Source organism: Rahnella ecdela (assembly GCF_019049625.1).
Lineage (GTDB): Bacteria > Pseudomonadota > Gammaproteobacteria > Enterobacterales > Enterobacteriaceae > Rahnella > Rahnella ecdela.
On the sequence record NZ_JAFMOY010000101.1, the window covers coordinates 13,731 to 33,426 of the forward strand.

The following is a 19,696-nucleotide window of genomic DNA, read 5'->3' on the forward strand; positions in this document are numbered from 1 at the left end:
ACTAAAGTCCGGCTAAATAGTGCGCCTGTTCCCGACGCATTTTTGCTGTGATGTGCGGATGAAACGTTAGCATAAGATAATTCTTAGTTCGCCAAATTTTGCTTCTAACATGCTTAAATTTAAGCATATTTAGCAAAAATATCGGCCTTAAGTGAAATTCACTATTTGGTTTTTAAATAGCAGAGGAGTTATCGGCAGGCGGGGAGGTAACTTTAATTAAAAGGCACACAAAGTTCAGGCGTTACAGCCGGTTAATGAACACGTAAAAAAGCCGCAACAGCGTGCGGCGATGGGCGAAATGGCGGGCGGGCGAATTTACGGGATTCAGTCCGGGCTGACTGCGGCTACCGAGTCCCGCAAAATAAGCTCCGATACAAATTTATTCTGCTCGGATAAATAACCGCCATCGAGCATGGAAATAATCTGGCTGATCACTTCGCTGACCATATCGCTGACCGGATCTTTCACGCTCGATAAGGCCGGAATAAGAAACGGTGTGGTCGGAATATTATCAAATCCTATAACCGAAACATCGGCGGGAACGGCAATACCGGCGTCGTTTAATGCTTTCATCGCACCGATGGCCATTTCATCGTTACTTGCCAGAATCGCGCTGAAAGGTACGCCGCCTGCGAGCAGGGCTGTGACCGCCGCCGAACCGCTGGCTGCCGACCATTTTCCCTGAACGATCAGCGGTTGCTGTACCGATAAACCGGCAGAAGTTAACGCCTCTTTGTAGCCGGAAAGACGTTCAATCGCGGTCGGGGAATCCATCGAGCCGGTGATAAACGCAATATTACGATGGCCACGTTCAATCAGCGCATTAGTGGCCTGAAGACCTGAACCTTTGTGGTCGCAATAGATACAATGACTCTGATGCTTTCGTAATTTGCGGTTCACTACCATCACTGGCTTATTATATTTGTCGATGATTTCATCCATTTCATCGACCGATAAAAAGCGCGGATAAATAATAATGCCGTCGCAGCGCAAATCATGCAGAAACTGGATTGCTTCCCGTTCTTCTTCGGCGCTGTGTTTGCCATCGACCAGGATCAGCTGACGTCCGTTGGCATCAAGTTTTTTTGCTGCCTGTGAGATTAACTCACTGAAATAATTACCGTTATACAAGGTGTTGGTCACCACCAGTCCGATGCACATCGATTTGCTGGTCGCCAGATTTCGTGCCAGCAAATTTGGCCGGTAGCCCGCTTCTTCGATGGCTTTAAATACCTGATTTTTGGTTTCCTGGCTCACATATCCCTTACCGGAAAGCACACGGGAAACGGTGGCTTTGGAAACCCCTGCTTTATTAGCCACTTCCTGCATTGTTGACATCAGCGACACTCAAAAATGAAAAATTAGGGGTCATTCTACACATTCCCCGCGTTTTGCGATGAATTCGGCCTTGCTGAACGTCAGCGGGAGATCGCCATCACAAAAATAAAACAGCGTTGCAGATTTTTATTGAAGTCATGAATGGAACTGAACATTCTCGTATGAAACCGGTTACCTATCGTTTCACAAAAAAGAACATTTCATAAAAAAACGGTTTCACAGAAGCCAGGGTTTCTGAAAAACATTCATAACATTATGAATCACAGAGAGTTGTAACTCATGTCTAAAAATTTTGCAGCAATATCACAGTCGATTGTCGCGGCAATCGGCGGCGCGGAGAATGTGGCAGCAGTGACGCACTGCATGACACGCCTGCGCTTCGTGCTGAATGACGAATCTGCCGTCGATACCGCCACGTTGAAAGCCATTACCGGCGTGATGGGCGTGGTGCGCAATGAAAAACAGTGTCAGGTGATCATCGGAAACAACGTCTCTCAGGCGTACGCAGAGGTACTGAAACTGCTGCCTGAAGGCTTTGCTGTGGCCAGTGATGATGCTCCGGCAAAAGGAAAAATCACCTTTAAGCGTATCGGCTCGGGCATTCTCGATGCGCTGATTGGCACCATGTCACCGCTGATCCCGGCGATTATCGGCGGTTCGATGGTCAAACTGCTGGCGATGATCCTGGATATGACCGGTGTGTTCGACAAGGGCGCATCAACACTGGTTATCCTCAACACCATCGGCGACGGCGCGTTTTTCTTCCTGCCGGTGATGGTGGCGGCGTCGGCGGCGGTGAAATTCAAAACCAATATGTCACTGGCAATTGCGATTGCCGGGATCCTCGTCCATCCGGCGTTTATTGATTTGATGGCGAAAGCGGCGCAGGGGCAGAAAGTCGAATTTATCGGTATTTCGGTGACAGCGGTGAAATACACCTACACCGTCATTCCGGCGCTGTGTATGACCTGGCTGCTGTCTTACATCGAAAAATGGGTAGACCGCATTACACCGGTAGTGACGAAAAACTTCCTCAAACCGATGCTGATCATGCTGATTTCGGCACCGATCGCCATCATGCTGATTGGCCCGATGGGCATCTGGATCGGTACCGGTATTTCAGCGGTGGTGTATACCGTTCACAGCTATCTGGGCTGGCTTTCCGTTGCGATTATGGGCGCCGCGTGGCCTCTGCTGGTGATGACCGGCATGCACCGCGTGTTCACACCAACCATTATTCAGACCATCGCTGAAACCGGCAAAGAAGCGATGGTAATGCCCTCAGAAATCGGCGCGAATTTGTCACTGGGCGGCTCCTCGCTGGCCGTTGCCTGGCGTACCAAAAACCCGGAACTGCGCCAGACCGCACTGGCGGCGGCGGCTTCGGCGATCGTCGCCGGTATTTCGGAACCCGCACTTTACGGTGTCGCGCTGCGCCTGAAACGTCCGCTGATCGCCTGTTTAATCAGTGGTTTCATCTGCGGTGGCGTGGCTGGAATAGGGGGGCTAGCCAGCCATTCGATGGCATCGCCGGGGCTGTTTACCAGCGTTCAGTTCTTTGACCCGTCGAATCCGATGAGCATTGTCTGGGTGGTGGGCGTGATGATACTCGCCGTGGTGATTTCATTCTTCACCACGCTGCTACTCGGATTTGAAGATATTCCGGTGGAAACCGTGGCACCAAAAAATACAGCACCTGAATCAACGGCTTCCACCGCCTTTGCGGTTTCGCAAAGCGCAGTTAAATAAATTAAGGAGAGGATTTCTCATGGCAGCATCAGTATTTCCTGAAGGCTTTTTATGGGGCGGCGCGATTGCCGCAAACCAGGCTGAGGGCGGCAGTTTTGAAGGCGGAAAGGGCCTGACGACGGTCGATATGATCCCGCATGGCGCGCACCGTCTGGCGGTAAAAACCGGTCAGGAAAAACGTTCCTCTTTCAAAAACGACGAATTTTATCCGGCGCATCAGGCAATTGATTTCTACCATCGTTATAAAGAAGACATCGCGCTGATGGCAGAAATGGGTTTTACGGTGTTCCGCACGTCGATTGCCTGGAGCCGGCTGTATCCCAACGGTGATGAACTGACGCCGAACGCGGAAGGCATTGCGTTTTACCGTGATGTGTTTGCGGAATGCAAAAAGCACGGCATCGAACCGCTGGTCACGCTGTGCCATTTCGATGTACCGATGCATCTGGTTATCGAATACGGTTCATGGCGTAACCGCAAAATGGTCGAGTTTTTCGCCCGTTATGCGCGCACCTGTTTTGAAGCATTCGACGGGCTGGTGAAATACTGGCTGACGTTTAACGAGATTAATATTCTGCTGCACAGCCCGTTCTCCGGTGCCGGTCTGGTCTTCGAAGAAGGCGAAAATCAGGAGCAGGTCAAATATCAGGCCGCGCACCATGAGCTGGTCGCCAGTGCTTTAGCGACCAAAATCGCCCATGAAGTGAACCCGCAAAATCAGGTCGGATGCATGCTGGCAGGCGGGAATTTCTATCCGCAAACCTGCAAACCTGCGGATGTCTGGGCAGCGTTGCAAAAAGATCGCGAAAACCTGTTTTTCATCGACGTGCAGGCGCGCGGCGAATACCCGACGTACACCCGCCGCGTCTTTGCTGAGAAGGGCGTTAACGTTTTAACCGAACCGGGCGACGCGGAAATCCTGAAAAATACCGTTGATTTCGTCTCGTTCAGTTACTACGCGTCACGTTGTGCGTCGGCTGATATGAACGACAATAACAGCAGCGCGGCGAACATCGTCAAATCGCTGAAAAACCCGTATATCGAAGCCAGCGAATGGGGCTGGGGAATTGATCCGCTCGGCCTGCGCATCACCATGAACATGATGTACGATCGCTATCAGAAACCATTATTCCTGGTGGAAAACGGCCTCGGCGCGAAAGATGAAATCAACGCGCAGGGTGAAATCAACGACGACTACCGCATCAGCTATCTGCGTGAGCATATCCACGCGATGGGCGAGGCGATCACCGACGGCGTGCCGCTGATTGGCTACACCTCGTGGGGATGTATCGATCTGGTTTCCGCCTCGACCGGCGAAATGAGCAAACGCTATGGCTTTGTGTATGTTGACCGCGATGATGCCGGAAACGGCACGCTGGACAGAAAGAGAAAGAAATCGTTTTACTGGTACAAGAAAGTGATCGCCAGTAACGGTGCTGATCTCGCCTGATGTGAAAGGGGGGAATAGCCAGCCGGTTATTCCCCTGATAACGTTTAACCCGCCGTACTTGCCCGAATCTTCAGTTTTCCCGCCATAATCACCCGCGTGGCAGCGTCTTCGCCCGAACACAGATATTCCACCGCCATACGGCCCAGTTCGTAATAGGGTAACTGAACGCTGGTGAGCTTCGGCGTCATCTGATCGGCGATACGCTGATCGTCGTAACCGGCGACCAGGATATCCTGTGGGATCCGCAGATGCAGTTCGGTCAGCGCCTGATAACAACCGATGGTCATCCAGTCGCTTGAGCAGAAAATCGCGTCCGGCGGTTCGGGCACTTTCATCAATTCCAGCGTGGCGCGATAAGTTTCATTGAGCGACCAGTTCGTCGCCTGAACCAGCTGTTCGTCCTGCGGCATTCCGGCCTGCGTAAGGGCTTCGCGATAGCCTTCGAGGCGCATTTCGCAGGCTTCCATCCAGTTATCCCCCATGATGTGGGCGATGCGGGTCGCGCCCTGATCAATCAGATGTCGGGTGATTTGCAATGCATTGGCGCGGTCATCGGGCAGAAATGTCGGCAGTAACGGAAAGGCGCGGTCGTACACATTCAGCAGTACAACCGGCAGCTGCGTCTGGTTAGCAAATGGCGAAAAATCAATGGACTGGGTAATTGGCGAGGCAATGATAATTCCGGCGCAGCGCCGCTGGTTCAGCTGGGCAATAATCCGCACCGCCAGTTCGGCCTCGTCGCCATAATCATATACGGTCAGCAGCGTGTCGTGCCGCCAGGCCGCTTCACGGGCTTCACTCAGCGCATCGACAAACGGGTCATAACTTGGCATGGCATTGACCAGCAGGGCGATTTCTTCCTGACCGTTGTCATTGTGCGGCGCAGGCATTTTCTTGTAGCCGAGCGACAGCGCGGTGCTGAATACCCGCTGACGGGTTTCCTCACTGAGTTTAACGGAGCGCGAGTTGTTTAAAATCAGCGAAACCGTCGCCTGAGAAACCCCGGCTTCCCGCGCAATATCACTCATCGTGACTTTGTTTTTTTTCTCCATTTCCCTCTTCCCGTCGCCCATATTTTTTCCTTTCTCACTATATCACAGCGGCTGATTTTGCCCGACCACCCCGCAGTTTACGTAAAAAGAGTGTGATCTCAGTTGCAGAACCAGAGTGTGGGATTTGCAGCAATTCTCATCAGGTAATAAACATTAGCTAATAATATTAGTTACTGCATTTCTTTTACATTACTGACGAGGAGAAACGGATGAAACAGCAGTGGAGCACGGAGCAGGCGGCGGAATGGGGCAAAAAGCAGGGATGGATCTGTGCCTTTAACTATCTGCCACGTACGGCGGTGAACTGGACGGAACTCTGGCAGCGCGAAACCTTTGATGCGCCGACTATCGATCAGGAACTGGGCTGGGCACATGAGGCGGGTTATAACCAGCTGCGTATCAATTTGCCATTTATCGTCTGGCAGGATGATCGCGACGGTTTGCTGGCGCGTATTAATGAGTTTCTGGCAATTGCCGACCGTCATCAGATAAAAGTGATGCTCACGCTGATGGATGACTGCGGATTCTCCGGCGATGAGCCGTTCCTCGGGCCGCAAAAAGCGCCGGAACCGGGCAAACATAACAGCCAGGCGGCGGCCAGTCCGGGGCGTGACGTGGTATGCAACCGCGATATGTGGCCGGAAGTGGAGCGTTATGTGCGCGATATTATCCGCCATTTCCGTACCGATGAACGTATCGCTATCTGGGATCTTTACAACGAGCCGGGCAACCGTGGCACGTTTGCCACCGGACTTGAGGAAGTGTTATACGACGAAAAACTCGAAGTGTTTGCGCTGGAACTGATGCAAAAGGCGTTTGTCTGGGCGCGTGAGGAAGATCCGCAACAGCCGCTGACCGTCGGTGCCTGGCATTTCTCTCAGGATCTGGATCAGCCGGAAAGCGAGTTCTTCACCCATCCTATCGATGTCGAAGCGGCAAAACTTTCCGATGTCATCAGCTTCCACGCTTACGTCGCTACGCCAAAACTTTTGCAGGCGCTGCGTTTCTGGCAGAAATTCAACCGTCCGATGCTGTGTACCGAATGGCTGGCGCGTCATGTGGGCAGCGTTTTTGAAGAACAACTGCCGCTGTTCAGCGCGTTCAACTGTGGCTGTTATCAGTGGGGGCTGGTGCGGGGTAAAACTCAGACCACGCTGCCGTGGCCGGTGGTGCGCAAAGGCAATCACGATTATGCGCATCTCTGGTTCCACGATGTGCTGGACGAATATGGCATTCCGTTTCGTCGCAAAGAAATGGAACTGGTCCGCCGTTTAACACGAATGAAATAACCCTTCCTACAGGCAGCACAGGGACGTGCGAGGCGATAAAAATGACGATTTCAATGAAAATCCCTTCAAGGGAATTGTGGTCTTATTTTGGTTACGGGCTGGGGCAATGCTTCAGTTTCGGATTAGTGGGTTCGTTTATAAACTATTTTTATACTGATGTTTTGGGGATTTCCGCACTGGCTGCCAGTACCATATTCTTGGTCGCCCGTGCGTGGGACGCAATACACGATCCTTTATTTGCCAGCGTGATGGATACTATCCAGACCCGCTTCGGGAAATTCCGCCATTTCATGTTACTGGCGCCATTTCTTATTACGCTGGTAACACTTGCCTCGTTCCATAATATTGATGCGCCGATGGGGACGAAAATACTCTATGCCGGTGCGACTTATATTTTATGGGGCACGTTGTACGCTATTTCCGATATTCCGTTCTGGTCGATGAGTTCGGTGATGAGTTCTGAGCCTAAAGAACGTACCAAAGCCGTGACCGCGGCGGTGTTGGGTGTGAATGCAGGAATTGCCTGCGCCTCAATCTTCTTTCCGCGTCTGACCGCCTTCTTTGCGCCGGGTTCGAACGACCACGGCTACTTTATGGCGACAGTGGTGATGATGATTGTCGGGCTGCTGCTGATGCTCAACGGCTTCTGGCATATTAAAGAACGAGTGCCGCCAAGCTCTGAAAAAGTTACGATGCGGGATACTTTCCATAACCTTAAAAATAACCGGCCTTTATTCTTTGTCTTAGCCTCGTTCTTTTTCTGCGTGCTGCATAATATTGCCAACGGTATTTACATCTATTTCTTTATTTATAATATGGGTGACGGAGCATTGCAGGCGGCCATTGGTGTTATGGGGATTCTGGCAGCGATTGCCTGTCTGACTGCGCCGTTATTAACCCGCCGCTATAAAAAGAGAACACTGTTTATTGCGCTGTGCATTCTGGATATCGTGGTGCGTATCGTCCTGTGGTTCAGCGGATATCACAATCTCGCGTGGTTGTTTATTCTGCTTGGCCTGAGTACGGTATTCGTGATGATGAGCAACCTGTTTACGTCGGCGATGATCGTCGACACTATCGAATACGCTGAATATAAAACCAATAAACGTTGCGCCGCTATTACGTTCTCCGGCCAGACGTTCACCGGTAAAATGTCAGTCGCCGTCGGCGGCGGGCTGGTAGGGATTTTCCTCACGGCGATCCATTATGTTCCGCAGGCCGCGCATCAGACCGAAAGTGTGCTCAATGGTTTATTCTTTGGCATCAGCCTGTTACCGGCCATCGGTTCGCTTATCCGCATCGGTTTTATGTGGTTCTTCGATTTTACCGAAGACAAACACGCAGAAGTGCTGGCGATTCTCGAGCAACGCCGCAAATCCGGTGAAACCTTTGAAGAACCCCCGCAGGGCGAGGGCAGACCGTTAGAGGTGTAGATTTCTCTTGATCCTCCCCCTGCGAAGGGGGGAGGAATTATCCGGGTGTTAAGACTCTGGTTCCGCCTTTTTCCCCGCTAACATCGCCAGAAAATCATATTTCTGCTGCAACTCTTTCTCTGCTGCGGCATACAACATTTCTGCGACTTCCGGCTGCTGAGAATTCAGCCGACGGAAGCGCTGCTCATTGTTGAGCGTATCCGTCAGGCCGCTGGAAGGCGGCCTTGAATCCAGCGCCAGTGCTGGTTTGCCTTCTTCCACACGCCGCGGATCAAAGCGGTACAACGGCCAGAAACCGGTGGTGGTCAGCTGTTTCATCTGGTCGTGACTGAGCGCCAGGTCGTAACCGTGTTCCTCGCACGGGCTGTACGCAATAATCAGCGACGGTCCCGGATACGCTTCAGCTTCCTGAATGGCTTTAACCGTCTGGTTCAGCTGCGCACCCAGCGAAATTTGCGCCACATACACATGACCGTACATCATCATGCTGACACCCAGATCCTTGCGTGATTTCCGTTTACCCTGTTCGGCAAATTTCGTCACCGCGCCCAGCGGCGTCGCTTTCGACTGCTGGCCGCCGGTGTTGGAATAACACTGCGTATCGAGCACCAGCACGTTGACGTTTTCCGTCAGGCTCAGTACGTGATCCAGCCCGCCGAAACCGATGTCATACGCCCAGCCGTCACCGCCAATCAGCCAGATGGATTTATCCACCAGATAATCAGCGTCCGTTGCCAGCTGTCGCGCATCCGGCGTGTCAATATCCGCCAGAATCTTACGCAGGGCCGTGACATGTTCGCGTTTCACTTCCGGTGTGGAGGTTTCATCGCGCAAGCCGCCTAACAGATCGGCGGGAATATGTTCTTCCAGCGACGCGACCAGACGCAGCACGCGACGGCGATGCTGGTCAACAGTCAGACGGAAGCCCAGTCCGAATTCGGCGTTATCTTCAAACAGTGAGTTTGCCCAGGCCGGCCCGCGACCATCGGCGTTGGTGGTATAAGGCGTTGAAGGCAGATTGCCGCCATAAATCGACGAACAACCGGTGGCGTTGGCGATCAGCAAACGGTCGCCGTACAGCTGGGTCAGCAGCTTGATGTAAGGCGTTTCGCCACAACCGGAACAGGCACCGGAATATTCGAACAACGGCGTGATTAGCTGAGACGTACGAATGTCGATGCGTTCCAGCGTGGTTTTATCAATTTCCGGCAGTTTGAGGAAGAAGTCGTAGTTGGCGCGTTCTTCTTCCAGATGTTCGATGCGATCCGCCATGTTAATGGCTTTGATGGACGGGTCCTGACGGTCTTTAGCCGGACACACTTCCACGCACAAATTACAGCCTGTGCAGTCTTCCGGTGCGACCTGCAACACGTATTTCTGACCGCGCATGTCGCGGGATTTCACATCCAGCGATTGCAGGGCGGACGGTGCGTCTTCCATAAACTCTGGCTGAACCACTTTGGCGCGGATCGCCGAATGCGGGCAGGCCGCGACGCAGTGGTTGCACTGAGTACACAAATCCGGTTTCCAGATCGGCACTTCTTCGGCAATGTTGCGTTTTTCCCATTGCGTGGTGCCTGTTGGCCAGGTGCCGTCCGGCGGGAAAGCGGAAACCGGCAGGGCATCGCCAAGACCGGCCAGCATGGTGGCGGTAACGGTTTTGACGAAATCCGGCGCGGCGTCGGACACAATCGGCGGGCGTTTGCGCGGATTTTCAGGGACCGCCTGCAACGGTACAGAAACCAGTTCTTCCAGTGTGGCGGCCAGCGCCATCCAGTTACGGGTAACGATTTCTTCACCTTTGCTGCTGTAGCTGCGGGCAATCGCGCCCTGCAATTCGGCCAGCGCCTGTTCACCCGGCAGGATCTTCGTCAGATGGAAGAACGCCATCTGCATGACGGTGTTAATGCGTGCGCCGAGTTTGCATTCGCGGGCGATTTTGGCGGCGTTAATCACATAGAAACGGGCTTCGCGCTGGATAAGCGTCGCCTGAACTTCCAGTGGTAAACGCGCCCAGACTTCATCGGCGCTAAACGGCGTGTTGAGCAGGAAAATGCCGCCCGGACGCAGGCGTTCTGCCATCTGATACAGGTCGATAAACTGCCACTGATGACAGGCGACAAAATGCGCCTGACTGACCAGATACGCGGATTTGATCGGCTTTTCGCTGACGCGCAGATGCGACACCGTCAGACCACCGGCCTTTTTGGAGTCGTAAACGAAATATCCCTGCGCGTACATCGGCGTGCTGTTACCGATAATCTTGATGTTGTTCTTGGTGGCCGAAACCGAACCGTCGCTGCCCAGCCCGTAGAACAGGGCTTCGAGCGAGGCGTGCTGCGGTAAATCTTCTTCCACTACCGGCAGCGAAAGGCCGGTCACGTCGTCATAAATCCCGACAGTGAAGCGCGGACGCGGCTGACTGAGCGACAGTTCGCACAATATCGACATCACGCAGTCCGGGCCGAATTCTTTCGAAGATAATCCGTAACGTCCGCCGGAGACTTTCGGCAGCGAATCGCGCTCGCCACGGCTATACGCTTCGGCCAGCGCGGTCATTACGTCGAGATATAACGGTTCAGCCAGCGCGCCCGGTTCTTTGGTGCGATCGAGTACCGCAATACTTTTCACGGTTTGCGGCAGCACGGACAACATATGCTCTGCGCTGAACGGACGGTACAAGCGCACCTTCAGCACGCCAACTTTTTCGCCGCGCGCATTCAGGGTTTCAATCACTTCTTCTGCGGTGCCTATCCCCGAACCCATCAGCACAATCACCCTTTCTGCCTGCGGATCGCCGACATATTCGAACGGCTTATATTCGCGGCCTGTCAGGGTGGCAAAAGCATTCATCGCGTCGATAACGTGCTGGCAGGTAGCGTTGTAATAAGGATTGGTGGCTTCACGTGACTGGAAATAGGTGTCGGGATTAGCCGAAGTCCCGCGGATCACCGGATGGTTCGGCGAAAGGGCACGTGCGCGGTGTGCGTCAATTTGCGCCTGCGGCAGCATCTGCTGGAGCGTGTCATCGCTCAGCGGGGCAATTTTATTGATTTCGTGCGAGGTGCGGAAACCGTCAAAGAAATGAATAAACGGCACGCGGCTGTTGAGGCTGGCGACCTGAGAAATCAGCGCGAAATCCTGCGCTTCCTGAACGCTGGCGGCAGAGAGCAGAGCGCAACCGGTCTGGCGCACGGCCATGACATCGGAATGATCGCCAAAAATCGACAGCGCGTGGGTTGCCACGGTGCGCGCCGCAACGTGCAGCACGAACGGTGTCAGTTCACCGGCAAGTTTGTAGAGCGTCGGGATCATCAGTAACAGACCCTGCGACGAGGTAAAAGATGTCGATAACGCGCCGGTCTGCAATGCGCCGTGGACGGTAGAAATCGCGCCAGCTTCGGACTGCATTTCCATTACCGTCGGGACGTCGCCCCAGAGATTTTGCTTACCTTCGCCTGACCACGCACCGGCAATTTCGGCCATAGTGGAACTGGGTGTGATCGGGTAGATGGCAATCACTTCGTTGGTGCGATAAGCCACGGAAGCGACTGCGTTATTACCGTCAGTGGTGATCATGGAATACCCTTTTGCGTTGCTCACAATAGCGGCCAGCAGAAAATTCGTTTTGCTGGCAAGAATGTTAAAAGCTTAGCAGAGGGCGGATTAATCGATTTATCCTGTTTGTGTGCAGGGTTATTTCGCCTGAGTTTTGAAGCGGTTGCAGAATGAACGATCGTTTAAGGATTATTATTAGCCGCTGGTGGAAAAGACAAACTCAGCAGCGGCCAAATAGGGTAATCAGGAAATGAACGGGGATTAATTAATATCCATACGTTTTATTCCTTTCACCGACATCAGCGCCTCGTACAATTTATCCACGCTTTGTTTCGGTCGCAGGATCACATCCAGAACAAGTTCACACTTGCTTTCATCTTCATCGCGCTGATTCACTTTGATATGGCCCGGACGAATACGCATTTTCTGCAACGCTAATAATACGGCCGGGACGCTTTCCGGCATCAGGCGTATTTCGATTAAATGGTGATGGCCGACCCAGTGATTGCTGATCTGACGAAACACTTCCAGCACAATTAAGGTCATAAACGCGCCATATATGCCGATTTCATACAGTCCGCTACCAATCACCAGACCAATGGCAGCGGTGACCCACAAACCGGCGGCGGTGGTTAAGCCTTTCACGATTTGTTTTTGAATAATGATGGTCCCGGCGCCAAGGAAACCCATTCCGCTGACGACCTGCGCGGCGACACGGCTGGGGTCGAAGCTCACGTGGGTCTGCATCAGGATATCGGCGAAACCGTATTTCGACACAATCATAAACATCGCGCTGCCGATACCCACCAGAATATGGGTGCGTAATCCGGCTTCTTTCGCGCGTAACTGACGCTCAATACCGATCAGGCCGCCAAGGGCTCCGGCCAGGGCAATGCGCAGGAGAAAATCTGTCAGCATAAAAAGGCTCCTTGTTGATTATATTTTCCAGTGTATGTAGACGGAAAAGAGGTTAATAACAGTTAATTTTATTAGCCAAAGAAATAACCGTGCGAAATAAAATGTGTCTGAGTGTTTAAATACACAATTTTTTTAGGAAAAAGTTGATGTTATTTCTTCGCAGGGCTCGACGCCGATGAAAAACGTCGGATATGATGGCAATTCGAAAAAATTCCCCGTCATATTCAGGAGCAGGACAGATGATCACTGCGTTTCGCGTGTTACTGGCCGCGGGTGTGCTGGTGTTAGCCGCATGCAGCAGCCACGACGATTCGGCTGATGTTGTGCAAAAAGGCAACAGCGTAAATATCGGACAACGTACCGTTAATATGGACAGCCCGGCTTATGCAGCCTGCTCCATGGCGGGAGGCCAGTTACGTATGGCACCGCAGCTTGATGGAAGCCGTGTCGGCATGTGTTCAATGTCTAACGGACGTCAGTGCTCTGAAGGCGCGCTGATGCAGGGACTCTGTAAAGCCTGATAAAACGCCAAACTGATGTTTGGCGTTTTTGTTTTCACGCTTATGCCTGCTACTACATACGGTCTTTCAGGCGATAGACCAGCTGGTGTTTGCCCTGCGTCAGGGTCAGTTTGTTTTCCTGCAAGGTCACTGCCGCGCCGTTATTGAGTACGTCGCTTATCACGTGATCCCATTTATTCAGATTTTCATCCGGGCACAGCATCATAGTGGACGCCAGACCTTTCACGGTCAGCACGTTGTTTTGCAACTGGCCCTGGCCCATGAAGTTGTTACACATTTTGCCTGAAACATGCATGTTGGAGCCGAATTCGATTTCGGGAATACGTCCCTGCGCGGCAGGAACCGTCTGACCATCAACGCTCAGTAATTCAAAACGATGATGTTGCAGATCGTTTTGTTTCACGGTGGTGTTCTGATTCATACTGCAGGCACCCAGAGTCATCGCGGCGGCCAGAATAAACAGTGACTTCTTCATCTTCTCTCCTGAGAAATATTCCTTTAGCACTCGCCATGCCAATATATTCGACTGACTTATGCAATGTTTGTTGGCGTATTATAGCGTGAATGAGTAGTCAAGTTAACCCTTGCTGTATTCCTCCCGTCATCTCCCCATCATAAAATCGTCATTTTAGGCCGCTAGGTTATGCCCATCACCGGTCAGAGAGACTTACAGCGGCATGAGCTATTTATCACTTCATCACATCCGAAAATCCTGGGGCAATAAAATCGCGCTTAACGACATCAGCTTTGATGTGGAAGAGGGGGATTTTATTGCATTGCTGGGGCCTTCCGGCTGCGGTAAATCCACCATGCTGCGCACGATTGCCGGACTGGAATCTGCCGACAGCGGCGCGATTTATTTTCAACAGTCAGACGTTACGGCGCTTACGCCATCGCAGCGCAAGCTTTCGATGGTGTTCCAGTCTTACGCACTGTTTCCGCACATGAGTGTTCGCGAAAATCTGTTATTCGGGCTGCGGGCGCGCGGCGAGGATAAACGGCATTTTGCGGCGCGGTTGCAAGAAGTGAGCAAACTGATGGAGCTGGAAACGTTGCTCGACCGGCTTCCGGCGCAGCTTTCCGGCGGCCAGCAGCAACGTGTGGCGCTGGGACGGGCGGTGATCGCCAATAACAAGCTGTGCCTGATGGATGAACCGCTTTCTAATCTTGACGCCAAACTGCGTCAGAGTATGCGCCGTGAAATCCGCGCGATTCAGAAAAAGCTTGGCCTGACGATGGTGTACGTCACCCACGATCAGACCGAAGCGATGAGCATGGCCGACAAAATCATTCTGCTCAACGACGGTTGTATCGAACAGCACGACACGCCGGACAATCTTTATAACAACCCGACCAGCATTTTTACCGCGCAATTCATCGGTGCGCCGCCGATGAACATTCTGCCGCTAGAACGTCGCGGCCATCACCATTATCTCGTCACAATGTCATTGCCGGTGGTGGAGAATTTCCACCATGACGCCATCAGTCTCGGCCTGCGTGCGGAAGATATTCAGCTGATTGCCGCTGAAAACGCCAGCCTGACGGCGCAGGTGATAAGCCATGAATATATGGGCGCGGATACGCTGATCGCCTGTGCGTTAGCGGGATATCCCCAACCGCTGACGGTTAAAGTTGCCGGGATGAAACGCTACGCCGAAGGCCAGGCCGTCGGGCTGCAATGGTCCGCGGGCGCCCAATATTTTTTCTTCACAGCGGACGGAAAGCGCTGCTATCAGGCGGAACAAGCCTGCGTGCCTTTAGATAACCGCCTCGCCGTGTAGCACCTATTTTTGAGTCACTTTTATTCTTACAACGACTATTGCCGAAGGGAACATCATGTCTATTGCGCACCGTTTCTCACGTCTGACCGCAGCGATGCTTTTAATCACCGGTACCTCGGCCTTTGCGGCGGATCCTGTGAAATTACAAATGTATTACCCGATCGCCGTAGGCGGAAAGATCAGCCATACCGTGGATACGCTGGTGGAAGATTTCCAGAAAACGCATCCGGATATCAGCATTCAGCCGGTGTATACCGGCGATTACGCAACGACCGTGACCAAAGCGCTGACCGCGTTTCGTGGCGGTAATGCGCCGCAGATTGCGGTGATCGGCGACATTGAAGCGTATTCGCTGATCGACGCCGGTGCGATTTTGCCGGTCAGCGACCTGGCAAATGATGCAGACGGCAAGCAGTGGATTGACGGTTTCTATCCGGCCTTTATCCGCCATATTCAGGACAAGGTCTGGGGCATTCCGTTCCAGCGTTCAACCGTGGTGATGTACTGGAACAAACAGGCGTTTGAGAAAGTAGGGCTGAATGGCGATACACCGCCGGCTAACTGGCAGCAGGTAGTCGATTTCGGTAAGAAACTGGTGGTGCGTGACGGTAACGAAGTGAAGCAATGGGGTATCGAAATTCCCTCCACGCCAAACGGTTACTGGAATTTCCAGGGGATTGCGGCGACCAACGGCAGCCATCTGGATAACGGCAAAGGCACGGCGGTCACGTTCGATACGCCATCCAACGTCGAAACGCTGCAATGGCTGACGGATTTGTCGCAAAAAGAGGGGGTATCACCAAAAGGCACCATTGCCTGGGGCACTACGCCGCAGGATTTTATCAACGGTAAAACGGCGATGATGGTAACCACCACCGGCAACCTGACGACCGTGCGTGAAAACGCTAAATTCCCGTTCGGCGTGGCGATGTTGCCGGAGAAAACCCAGCGCGGCAGCCCGACCGGCGGCGGCAATCTCTACGTTTTCAAAAATACCACGCCGGAACAGCAGAAAGCCGCGATGGAATTTATCCGCTGGGTTTCGGCGCCAGAACAGGCCGCGCGCTGGAGTATCGCGACAGGTTATGTCGCCACATCGCCAGCCGCGTGGGAAACCCCGGTTATGCAGGATTACGTGAAACAGGTGCCGCAGGCGCTGGTGGCGCGTGAACAGCTTAAATATTCACAACCGGAGTTGTCGACGTATAACAGCGTGCAGATTCAGGAACTGCTGAACCACGCCATCGAAGCCTCTGTGACGCAAGCCAAAACGCCGGCAGATGCGCTGAGTTCCGCGCAGAAACAGGCCGACCGCCTGCTGAAACCTTACCAGTAAGGACCGGCATGAGCATCCTGCACACCGTTGCACCGGCCGCCCGCACCCGCGGGCTGTCTTTACAGCTTTATGGTTATCTGCTGCTGTTGCCCGCGCTCTGTTTTTTGCTGCTGTTTACCCATTATCCGGCGCTGGCGACGGTGTGGGAAAGCTTGTTCAGCGCCGCGCGCAGCGGGCATGCACCGCAGTTTGTCGGGCTGGATAATTATCGCGCCTTGCTCGACGACGACATCTTCATGCTGTCGCTGCGCAATAACCTGCTTTATGCCGTGATCACCATTCCGCTGTCAGTGGTTCTGGCGCTGATGATGGCGCTGGCGGTGAACCGTCGTCTGCGCGGTAATGCCATCACCCGTGCAGCATTTTTCATTCCTTCGCTGCTGCCGATGGTGGCGATTGCCAATCTGTGGCTGTTTTTCTATACGCCCCAGCTCGGGTTGCTAAACAAATTGCTGGCGTTGTTTTCGCTGCCTGCGGTCAACTGGCTTGGCGAACCCGGCACGGCACTTTACAGCCTGATGGCCGTTTCCGTCTGGCGTGAGGCCGGATTTTTTATGATTTTTTATCTGGCTGCATTGCAGCAAATCGATCCGCGACTGGCCGAAGCCGCTGAAATTGAAGGGGCATCGCGCCGCTATTACTTCTTTCGCGTGCAGTGGCCGTTACTGATGCCGACCACGCTGTTTATCCTGATCAACGCCTCGATGAATGCTTTCCGGATTGTCGATCAGGTCATCGCCATGACCAACGGCGGGCCTAACAACAGCAGCAGTTTGTTGCTGTTTTACATCTACCGCACGGCCTTCAGTTACTGGGATTTACCTGCGGCTTCCGCCATGACTGTCGTATTGCTGGTGATCCTCGCCGCTATCGCGCTGATCAAATTCAATCTGCTGGATAAAAGGGCGCACTATCAGTGAATCGTTTTTCTCTCAGCCGTTTTTCCCTGAACCTCGCCATCTGGCTGGCCGCGTTGCTGTGGTTTTTGCCGGTGCTGGTTTCGGTCTGGGTGGCCATTCATCCGGCCTCCGCCCAGGGAAGTTTTTCGCTGTTTGCGCCGCTGACCTTGCAGAATTTTATCAATGCCTGGAACGCCGCGCCGTTTGCCCGCTACTTTCTCAATACAACGTTGCTGGTACTGATGATTGTGGTCTGCCAGCTGATACTGGCGACGCTGGCAGCCTATGCGCTGGTGCGGTGTAAACTCAAAGCGGGTGGATTTATCTTCGCGCTTATCCTGCTGCAACTGATGATAAGTCCCGACGTTCTGATCCTGAACAACTACAAAACCATTGGTGCGCTGGGTCTGCGCGATACGCTGGCAGGCATCGCGCTGCCGTATTTCGCCTCGGCCTTTGCCATCTTCCTGTTGCGCCAGACTTTCAAAAGTATTCCGCTGGTGCTGGAAGAAGCCGCGATTGTCGAAGGGGCCAGCCGGTTTTATATCCTGCGCAAAATCTACATCCCGCTGGCAAAACCGATTTATGTCGCCTTTGCGCTGGTTTCGATCAGTTTCCACTGGAACGATTTTCTCTGGCCGCTGGTCATCACCGATTCGGTGAAAGTGCGGCCGGTTACCGTCGGACTTCAGCTGTTTTCCGCGCCGGAGCAGGGCGTGCAATGGGCGCTGATCAGCGCCGCCACGCTGATGACCGTGCTGCCATTACTGGTGCTGTTTCTTATCTTCCAGCGTCAGTTCGTCCAATCTTTTATGCGGGCAGGGATCCGATAAGAACCTGACAGGAGAATATTATGACCGTCACGACTTCATCCCCTTTGTTATCCGAACGTCAGGCTCAGGCGCTGGGCAATGTCAGTTCACTTTATCAGCCGCCTGAGGTGCATGACGCGCTGGTAAACGGCGCGCGGCTGCGGTTCGGGCTGATTGCCGATCCGCAATATGCGGATGCGGATACGCATAAAATCCGTTATTACCGCAACAGCCTGAATAAACTGGCGACCGCCATCCATGAGCTGAATGATTTAAAACTCGATTTTGTCGTCACATTAGGTGACCTGGTGGACAGAGACTGGACAAGTTTTCAGGCGGTATTGAACCGCTATGAAGCCTTGCGTCACCCGCATGCAGTGCTTATCGGCAACCATGATGCGCAGGTAATTTCCGAACATCTTGGCGCGCAGAAACCGGCCATTGGTTTACCGAAAAGTTATTATTCGTTCAGTCTGCCGGGCTATCGTTTTATGGTCATCGACGGCAACGACGTCAGCCTGTATTGCAATCATGCCAACGGTGACGACCGTCAGCTCGCTGAATATATGCTGGAAGAACTGACCGAGTGCCAGCAGTCGCAGGCACAGCCGTGGAATGGTGCGGTAGGGCGCAAACAGCTGGAATGGCTCGAACAAAATCTGCGTGAAGCCCGCGAAAATCGTGAAATGGTGCTGGTATTCGGACATTACCCGCTGACGCCGGTGAACAGCCATAACCTGTGGAACTGTGAAACGCTTGTCGAGTTGCTCTGTCGTTATGACGTGCGCGCCTACTTCGCAGGCCACGACCACCGCGGCGGCTACGACCGCGTCGGAAACACCGATTTTATTACGATGAAAGGAATGGTGGACGGCGAAAGCAGCCTGCCTTTTTCCTCTGTCACGCTGGCCGATGACGTCCTGACAGTTACCGGTTACGGCACTGAAATCAGCCGCGTTTTGAGCCGCTGACCAGGTGCTACTAAGCGTCACGATCTTCATTTTTTTCTAAATCCCTGACCTTTCCCGTCGGGGATTTTTTTATTTATTTCACTTCACTTTTTCTGCTTTCCTTCCGTTTGCGACACCCGTCACATCAAACATTCATTCCTGCGCCTACTCTCACCCATCTTTTTGATTTGGTTGTATTTGTTTTGTTTATGTAACAGCAAATACGCCACTTTCAAATCAATCATTCCACGGACGTTTCATCAAAAGGATTTACCTCATGCCCGGATTTCCGGCGGCACGGCAGTTTGATATGACCGCCATTGGCGGCCAGATTGTTCAGGGCTCTTTAGGCGTGATGATTGGTGCGCCGACCGGTGTGGCGTGTTCGGTGTGCCCCGGCGGGGTCAAAGAAGGCAGCCCCGTTAACCCGTCGCTGGGGGCCAAAGTCCTGCCAGATGAGACCGATATCGCGCTGCCCGCGGTGCTGCCGTTTGTGCTCAGCCGTTCGTACAGCAGCTATAAAACGGATACGCCCGCGCCGGTCGGGCTGTTCGGCCCCGGCTGGACCGCGGCGGCGGACATCCGCCTGCAAATTGGCGCGGACGAACTC

16 protein-coding genes are annotated in these 19,696 nt (G+C 53.2%); 11 read left to right on the forward strand and 5 right to left on the reverse strand.

Going from position 1 to position 19,696, the window contains the following annotated elements:
- Window positions 1-324 precede the first annotated feature (324 nt).
- Window positions 325-1,338, reverse strand: a complete 1,014-nt coding sequence (locus tag J1784_RS02145; protein ID WP_217147819.1) for a LacI family DNA-binding transcriptional regulator — start codon at window positions 1,336-1,338, stop codon at window positions 325-327.
- Window positions 1,339-1,617: 279 nt separating this feature from the next.
- Here J1784_RS02145 and ascF point away from each other — a divergent pair, with 279 nt between their 5' ends.
- The gene (gene ascF / locus J1784_RS02150) at window positions 1,618-3,087 is read left to right on the forward strand and encodes a PTS cellobiose/arbutin/salicin transporter subunit IIBC (RefSeq protein WP_217147820.1); all 1,470 of its coding nucleotides are present in this window, start codon (window positions 1,618-1,620) and stop codon (window positions 3,085-3,087) included.
- Between the two features lie 19 nt (window positions 3,088-3,106).
- Window positions 3,107-4,537: a 6-phospho-beta-glucosidase gene (locus J1784_RS02155; protein ID WP_217147821.1), complete on the forward strand. Its 1,431-nt coding sequence runs from the start codon at window positions 3,107-3,109 to the stop codon at window positions 4,535-4,537.
- Window positions 4,538-4,581: 44 nt separating this feature from the next.
- Here J1784_RS02155 and J1784_RS02160 read toward each other — a convergent pair whose 3' ends face one another.
- The gene (locus tag J1784_RS02160) at window positions 4,582-5,589 is read right to left on the reverse strand and encodes a LacI family DNA-binding transcriptional regulator (RefSeq protein ID WP_217147822.1); all 1,008 of its coding nucleotides are present in this window, start codon (window positions 5,587-5,589) and stop codon (window positions 4,582-4,584) included.
- 209 nt (window positions 5,590-5,798) lie between these two features.
- Here J1784_RS02160 and J1784_RS02165 point away from each other — a divergent pair, with 209 nt between their 5' ends.
- Window positions 5,799-6,878 (forward strand): cellulase family glycosylhydrolase, encoded by a 1,080-nt coding sequence (locus J1784_RS02165; protein ID WP_217147823.1) that lies wholly within the window; start codon window positions 5,799-5,801, stop codon window positions 6,876-6,878.
- A gap of 41 nt (window positions 6,879-6,919) precedes the next feature.
- Window positions 6,920-8,311, forward strand: a complete 1,392-nt coding sequence (locus J1784_RS02170; RefSeq protein ID WP_217147824.1) for an MFS transporter — start codon at window positions 6,920-6,922, stop codon at window positions 8,309-8,311.
- Window positions 8,312-8,359: 48 nt separating this feature from the next.
- On the opposite strand, the gene nifJ is transcribed toward J1784_RS02170, so the two are convergent.
- The gene (gene nifJ, locus J1784_RS02175) at window positions 8,360-11,890 is read right to left on the reverse strand and encodes a pyruvate:ferredoxin (flavodoxin) oxidoreductase (protein ID WP_217147833.1); all 3,531 of its coding nucleotides are present in this window, start codon (window positions 11,888-11,890) and stop codon (window positions 8,360-8,362) included.
- A gap of 240 nt (window positions 11,891-12,130) precedes the next feature.
- A complete protein-coding gene (locus J1784_RS02180; RefSeq protein ID WP_217147825.1) occupies window positions 12,131-12,787 on the reverse strand; it encodes an MgtC/SapB family protein in 657 nt (218 codons plus the stop codon).
- 239 nt (window positions 12,788-13,026) lie between these two features.
- Here J1784_RS02180 and J1784_RS02185 point away from each other — a divergent pair, with 239 nt between their 5' ends.
- A complete protein-coding gene (locus J1784_RS02185; protein ID WP_120509145.1) occupies window positions 13,027-13,308 on the forward strand; it encodes a putative hemolysin in 282 nt (93 codons plus the stop codon).
- A 52-nt stretch (window positions 13,309-13,360) separates the two neighbouring features.
- On the opposite strand, the gene hslJ is transcribed toward J1784_RS02185, so the two are convergent.
- Complete coding sequence (hslJ, locus tag J1784_RS02190) at window positions 13,361-13,783, reverse strand: heat shock protein HslJ (protein ID WP_217147826.1); 423 nt, start codon at window positions 13,781-13,783, stop codon at window positions 13,361-13,363.
- 202 nt (window positions 13,784-13,985) lie between these two features.
- Between hslJ and J1784_RS02195 the strand changes: the two genes are divergently transcribed.
- The 6 genes from J1784_RS02195 to J1784_RS02220 all read left to right on the forward strand — a co-directional run.
- On the forward strand, window positions 13,986-15,089 hold the full coding sequence (locus J1784_RS02195) for an ABC transporter ATP-binding protein (protein WP_217147827.1): 1,104 nt from the start codon (window positions 13,986-13,988) through the stop codon (window positions 15,087-15,089).
- A 55-nt stretch (window positions 15,090-15,144) separates the two neighbouring features.
- Window positions 15,145-16,425: an ABC transporter substrate-binding protein gene (locus J1784_RS02200; RefSeq protein WP_217147828.1), complete on the forward strand. Its 1,281-nt coding sequence runs from the start codon at window positions 15,145-15,147 to the stop codon at window positions 16,423-16,425.
- An 8-nt stretch (window positions 16,426-16,433) separates the two neighbouring features.
- Window positions 16,434-17,345, forward strand: a complete 912-nt coding sequence (locus J1784_RS02205) for a carbohydrate ABC transporter permease (RefSeq protein ID WP_217147829.1) — start codon at window positions 16,434-16,436, stop codon at window positions 17,343-17,345.
- Window positions 17,342-18,157, forward strand: a complete 816-nt coding sequence (locus J1784_RS02210) for a carbohydrate ABC transporter permease (RefSeq protein WP_217147830.1) — start codon at window positions 17,342-17,344, stop codon at window positions 18,155-18,157. The genes J1784_RS02205 and J1784_RS02210 overlap by 4 nt, the downstream gene beginning before the upstream one ends.
- Window positions 18,158-18,177: 20 nt before the next feature.
- Complete coding sequence (locus tag J1784_RS02215) at window positions 18,178-19,107, forward strand: metallophosphoesterase (RefSeq protein ID WP_217147831.1); 930 nt, start codon at window positions 18,178-18,180, stop codon at window positions 19,105-19,107.
- Between the two features lie 256 nt (window positions 19,108-19,363).
- Window positions 19,364-19,696, forward strand: a 333-nt coding sequence (locus J1784_RS02220; protein WP_217147832.1) for a DUF6531 domain-containing protein, incomplete at its 3' end; no start/stop codon positions are given.

Coding starts and splice junctions, on each gene's coding strand:
- J1784_RS02145 (WP_217147819.1), bottom strand. CDS start 1,338: ATGTCAACAATGCAGGAAGTGGCTAATAAAGCAGGGGTTTCCAAAGCC.
- ascF (WP_217147820.1), top strand. CDS start 1,618: ATGTCTAAAAATTTTGCAGCAATATCACAGTCGATTGTCGCGGCAATC.
- J1784_RS02155 (WP_217147821.1), top strand. CDS start 3,107: ATGGCAGCATCAGTATTTCCTGAAGGCTTTTTATGGGGCGGCGCGATT.
- J1784_RS02160 (WP_217147822.1), bottom strand. CDS start 5,589: ATGGAGAAAAAAAACAAAGTCACGATGAGTGATATTGCGCGGGAAGCC.
- J1784_RS02165 (WP_217147823.1), top strand. CDS start 5,799: ATGAAACAGCAGTGGAGCACGGAGCAGGCGGCGGAATGGGGCAAAAAG.
- J1784_RS02170 (WP_217147824.1), top strand. CDS start 6,920: ATGACGATTTCAATGAAAATCCCTTCAAGGGAATTGTGGTCTTATTTT.
- nifJ (WP_217147833.1), bottom strand. CDS start 11,890: ATGATCACCACTGACGGTAATAACGCAGTCGCTTCCGTGGCTTATCGC.
- J1784_RS02180 (WP_217147825.1), bottom strand. CDS start 12,787: ATGCTGACAGATTTTCTCCTGCGCATTGCCCTGGCCGGAGCCCTTGGC.
- J1784_RS02185 (WP_120509145.1), top strand. CDS start 13,027: ATGATCACTGCGTTTCGCGTGTTACTGGCCGCGGGTGTGCTGGTGTTA.
- hslJ (WP_217147826.1), bottom strand. CDS start 13,783: ATGAAGAAGTCACTGTTTATTCTGGCCGCCGCGATGACTCTGGGTGCC.
- J1784_RS02195 (WP_217147827.1), top strand. CDS start 13,986: ATGAGCTATTTATCACTTCATCACATCCGAAAATCCTGGGGCAATAAA.
- J1784_RS02200 (WP_217147828.1), top strand. CDS start 15,145: ATGTCTATTGCGCACCGTTTCTCACGTCTGACCGCAGCGATGCTTTTA.
- J1784_RS02205 (WP_217147829.1), top strand. CDS start 16,434: ATGAGCATCCTGCACACCGTTGCACCGGCCGCCCGCACCCGCGGGCTG.
- J1784_RS02215 (WP_217147831.1), top strand. CDS start 18,178: ATGACCGTCACGACTTCATCCCCTTTGTTATCCGAACGTCAGGCTCAG.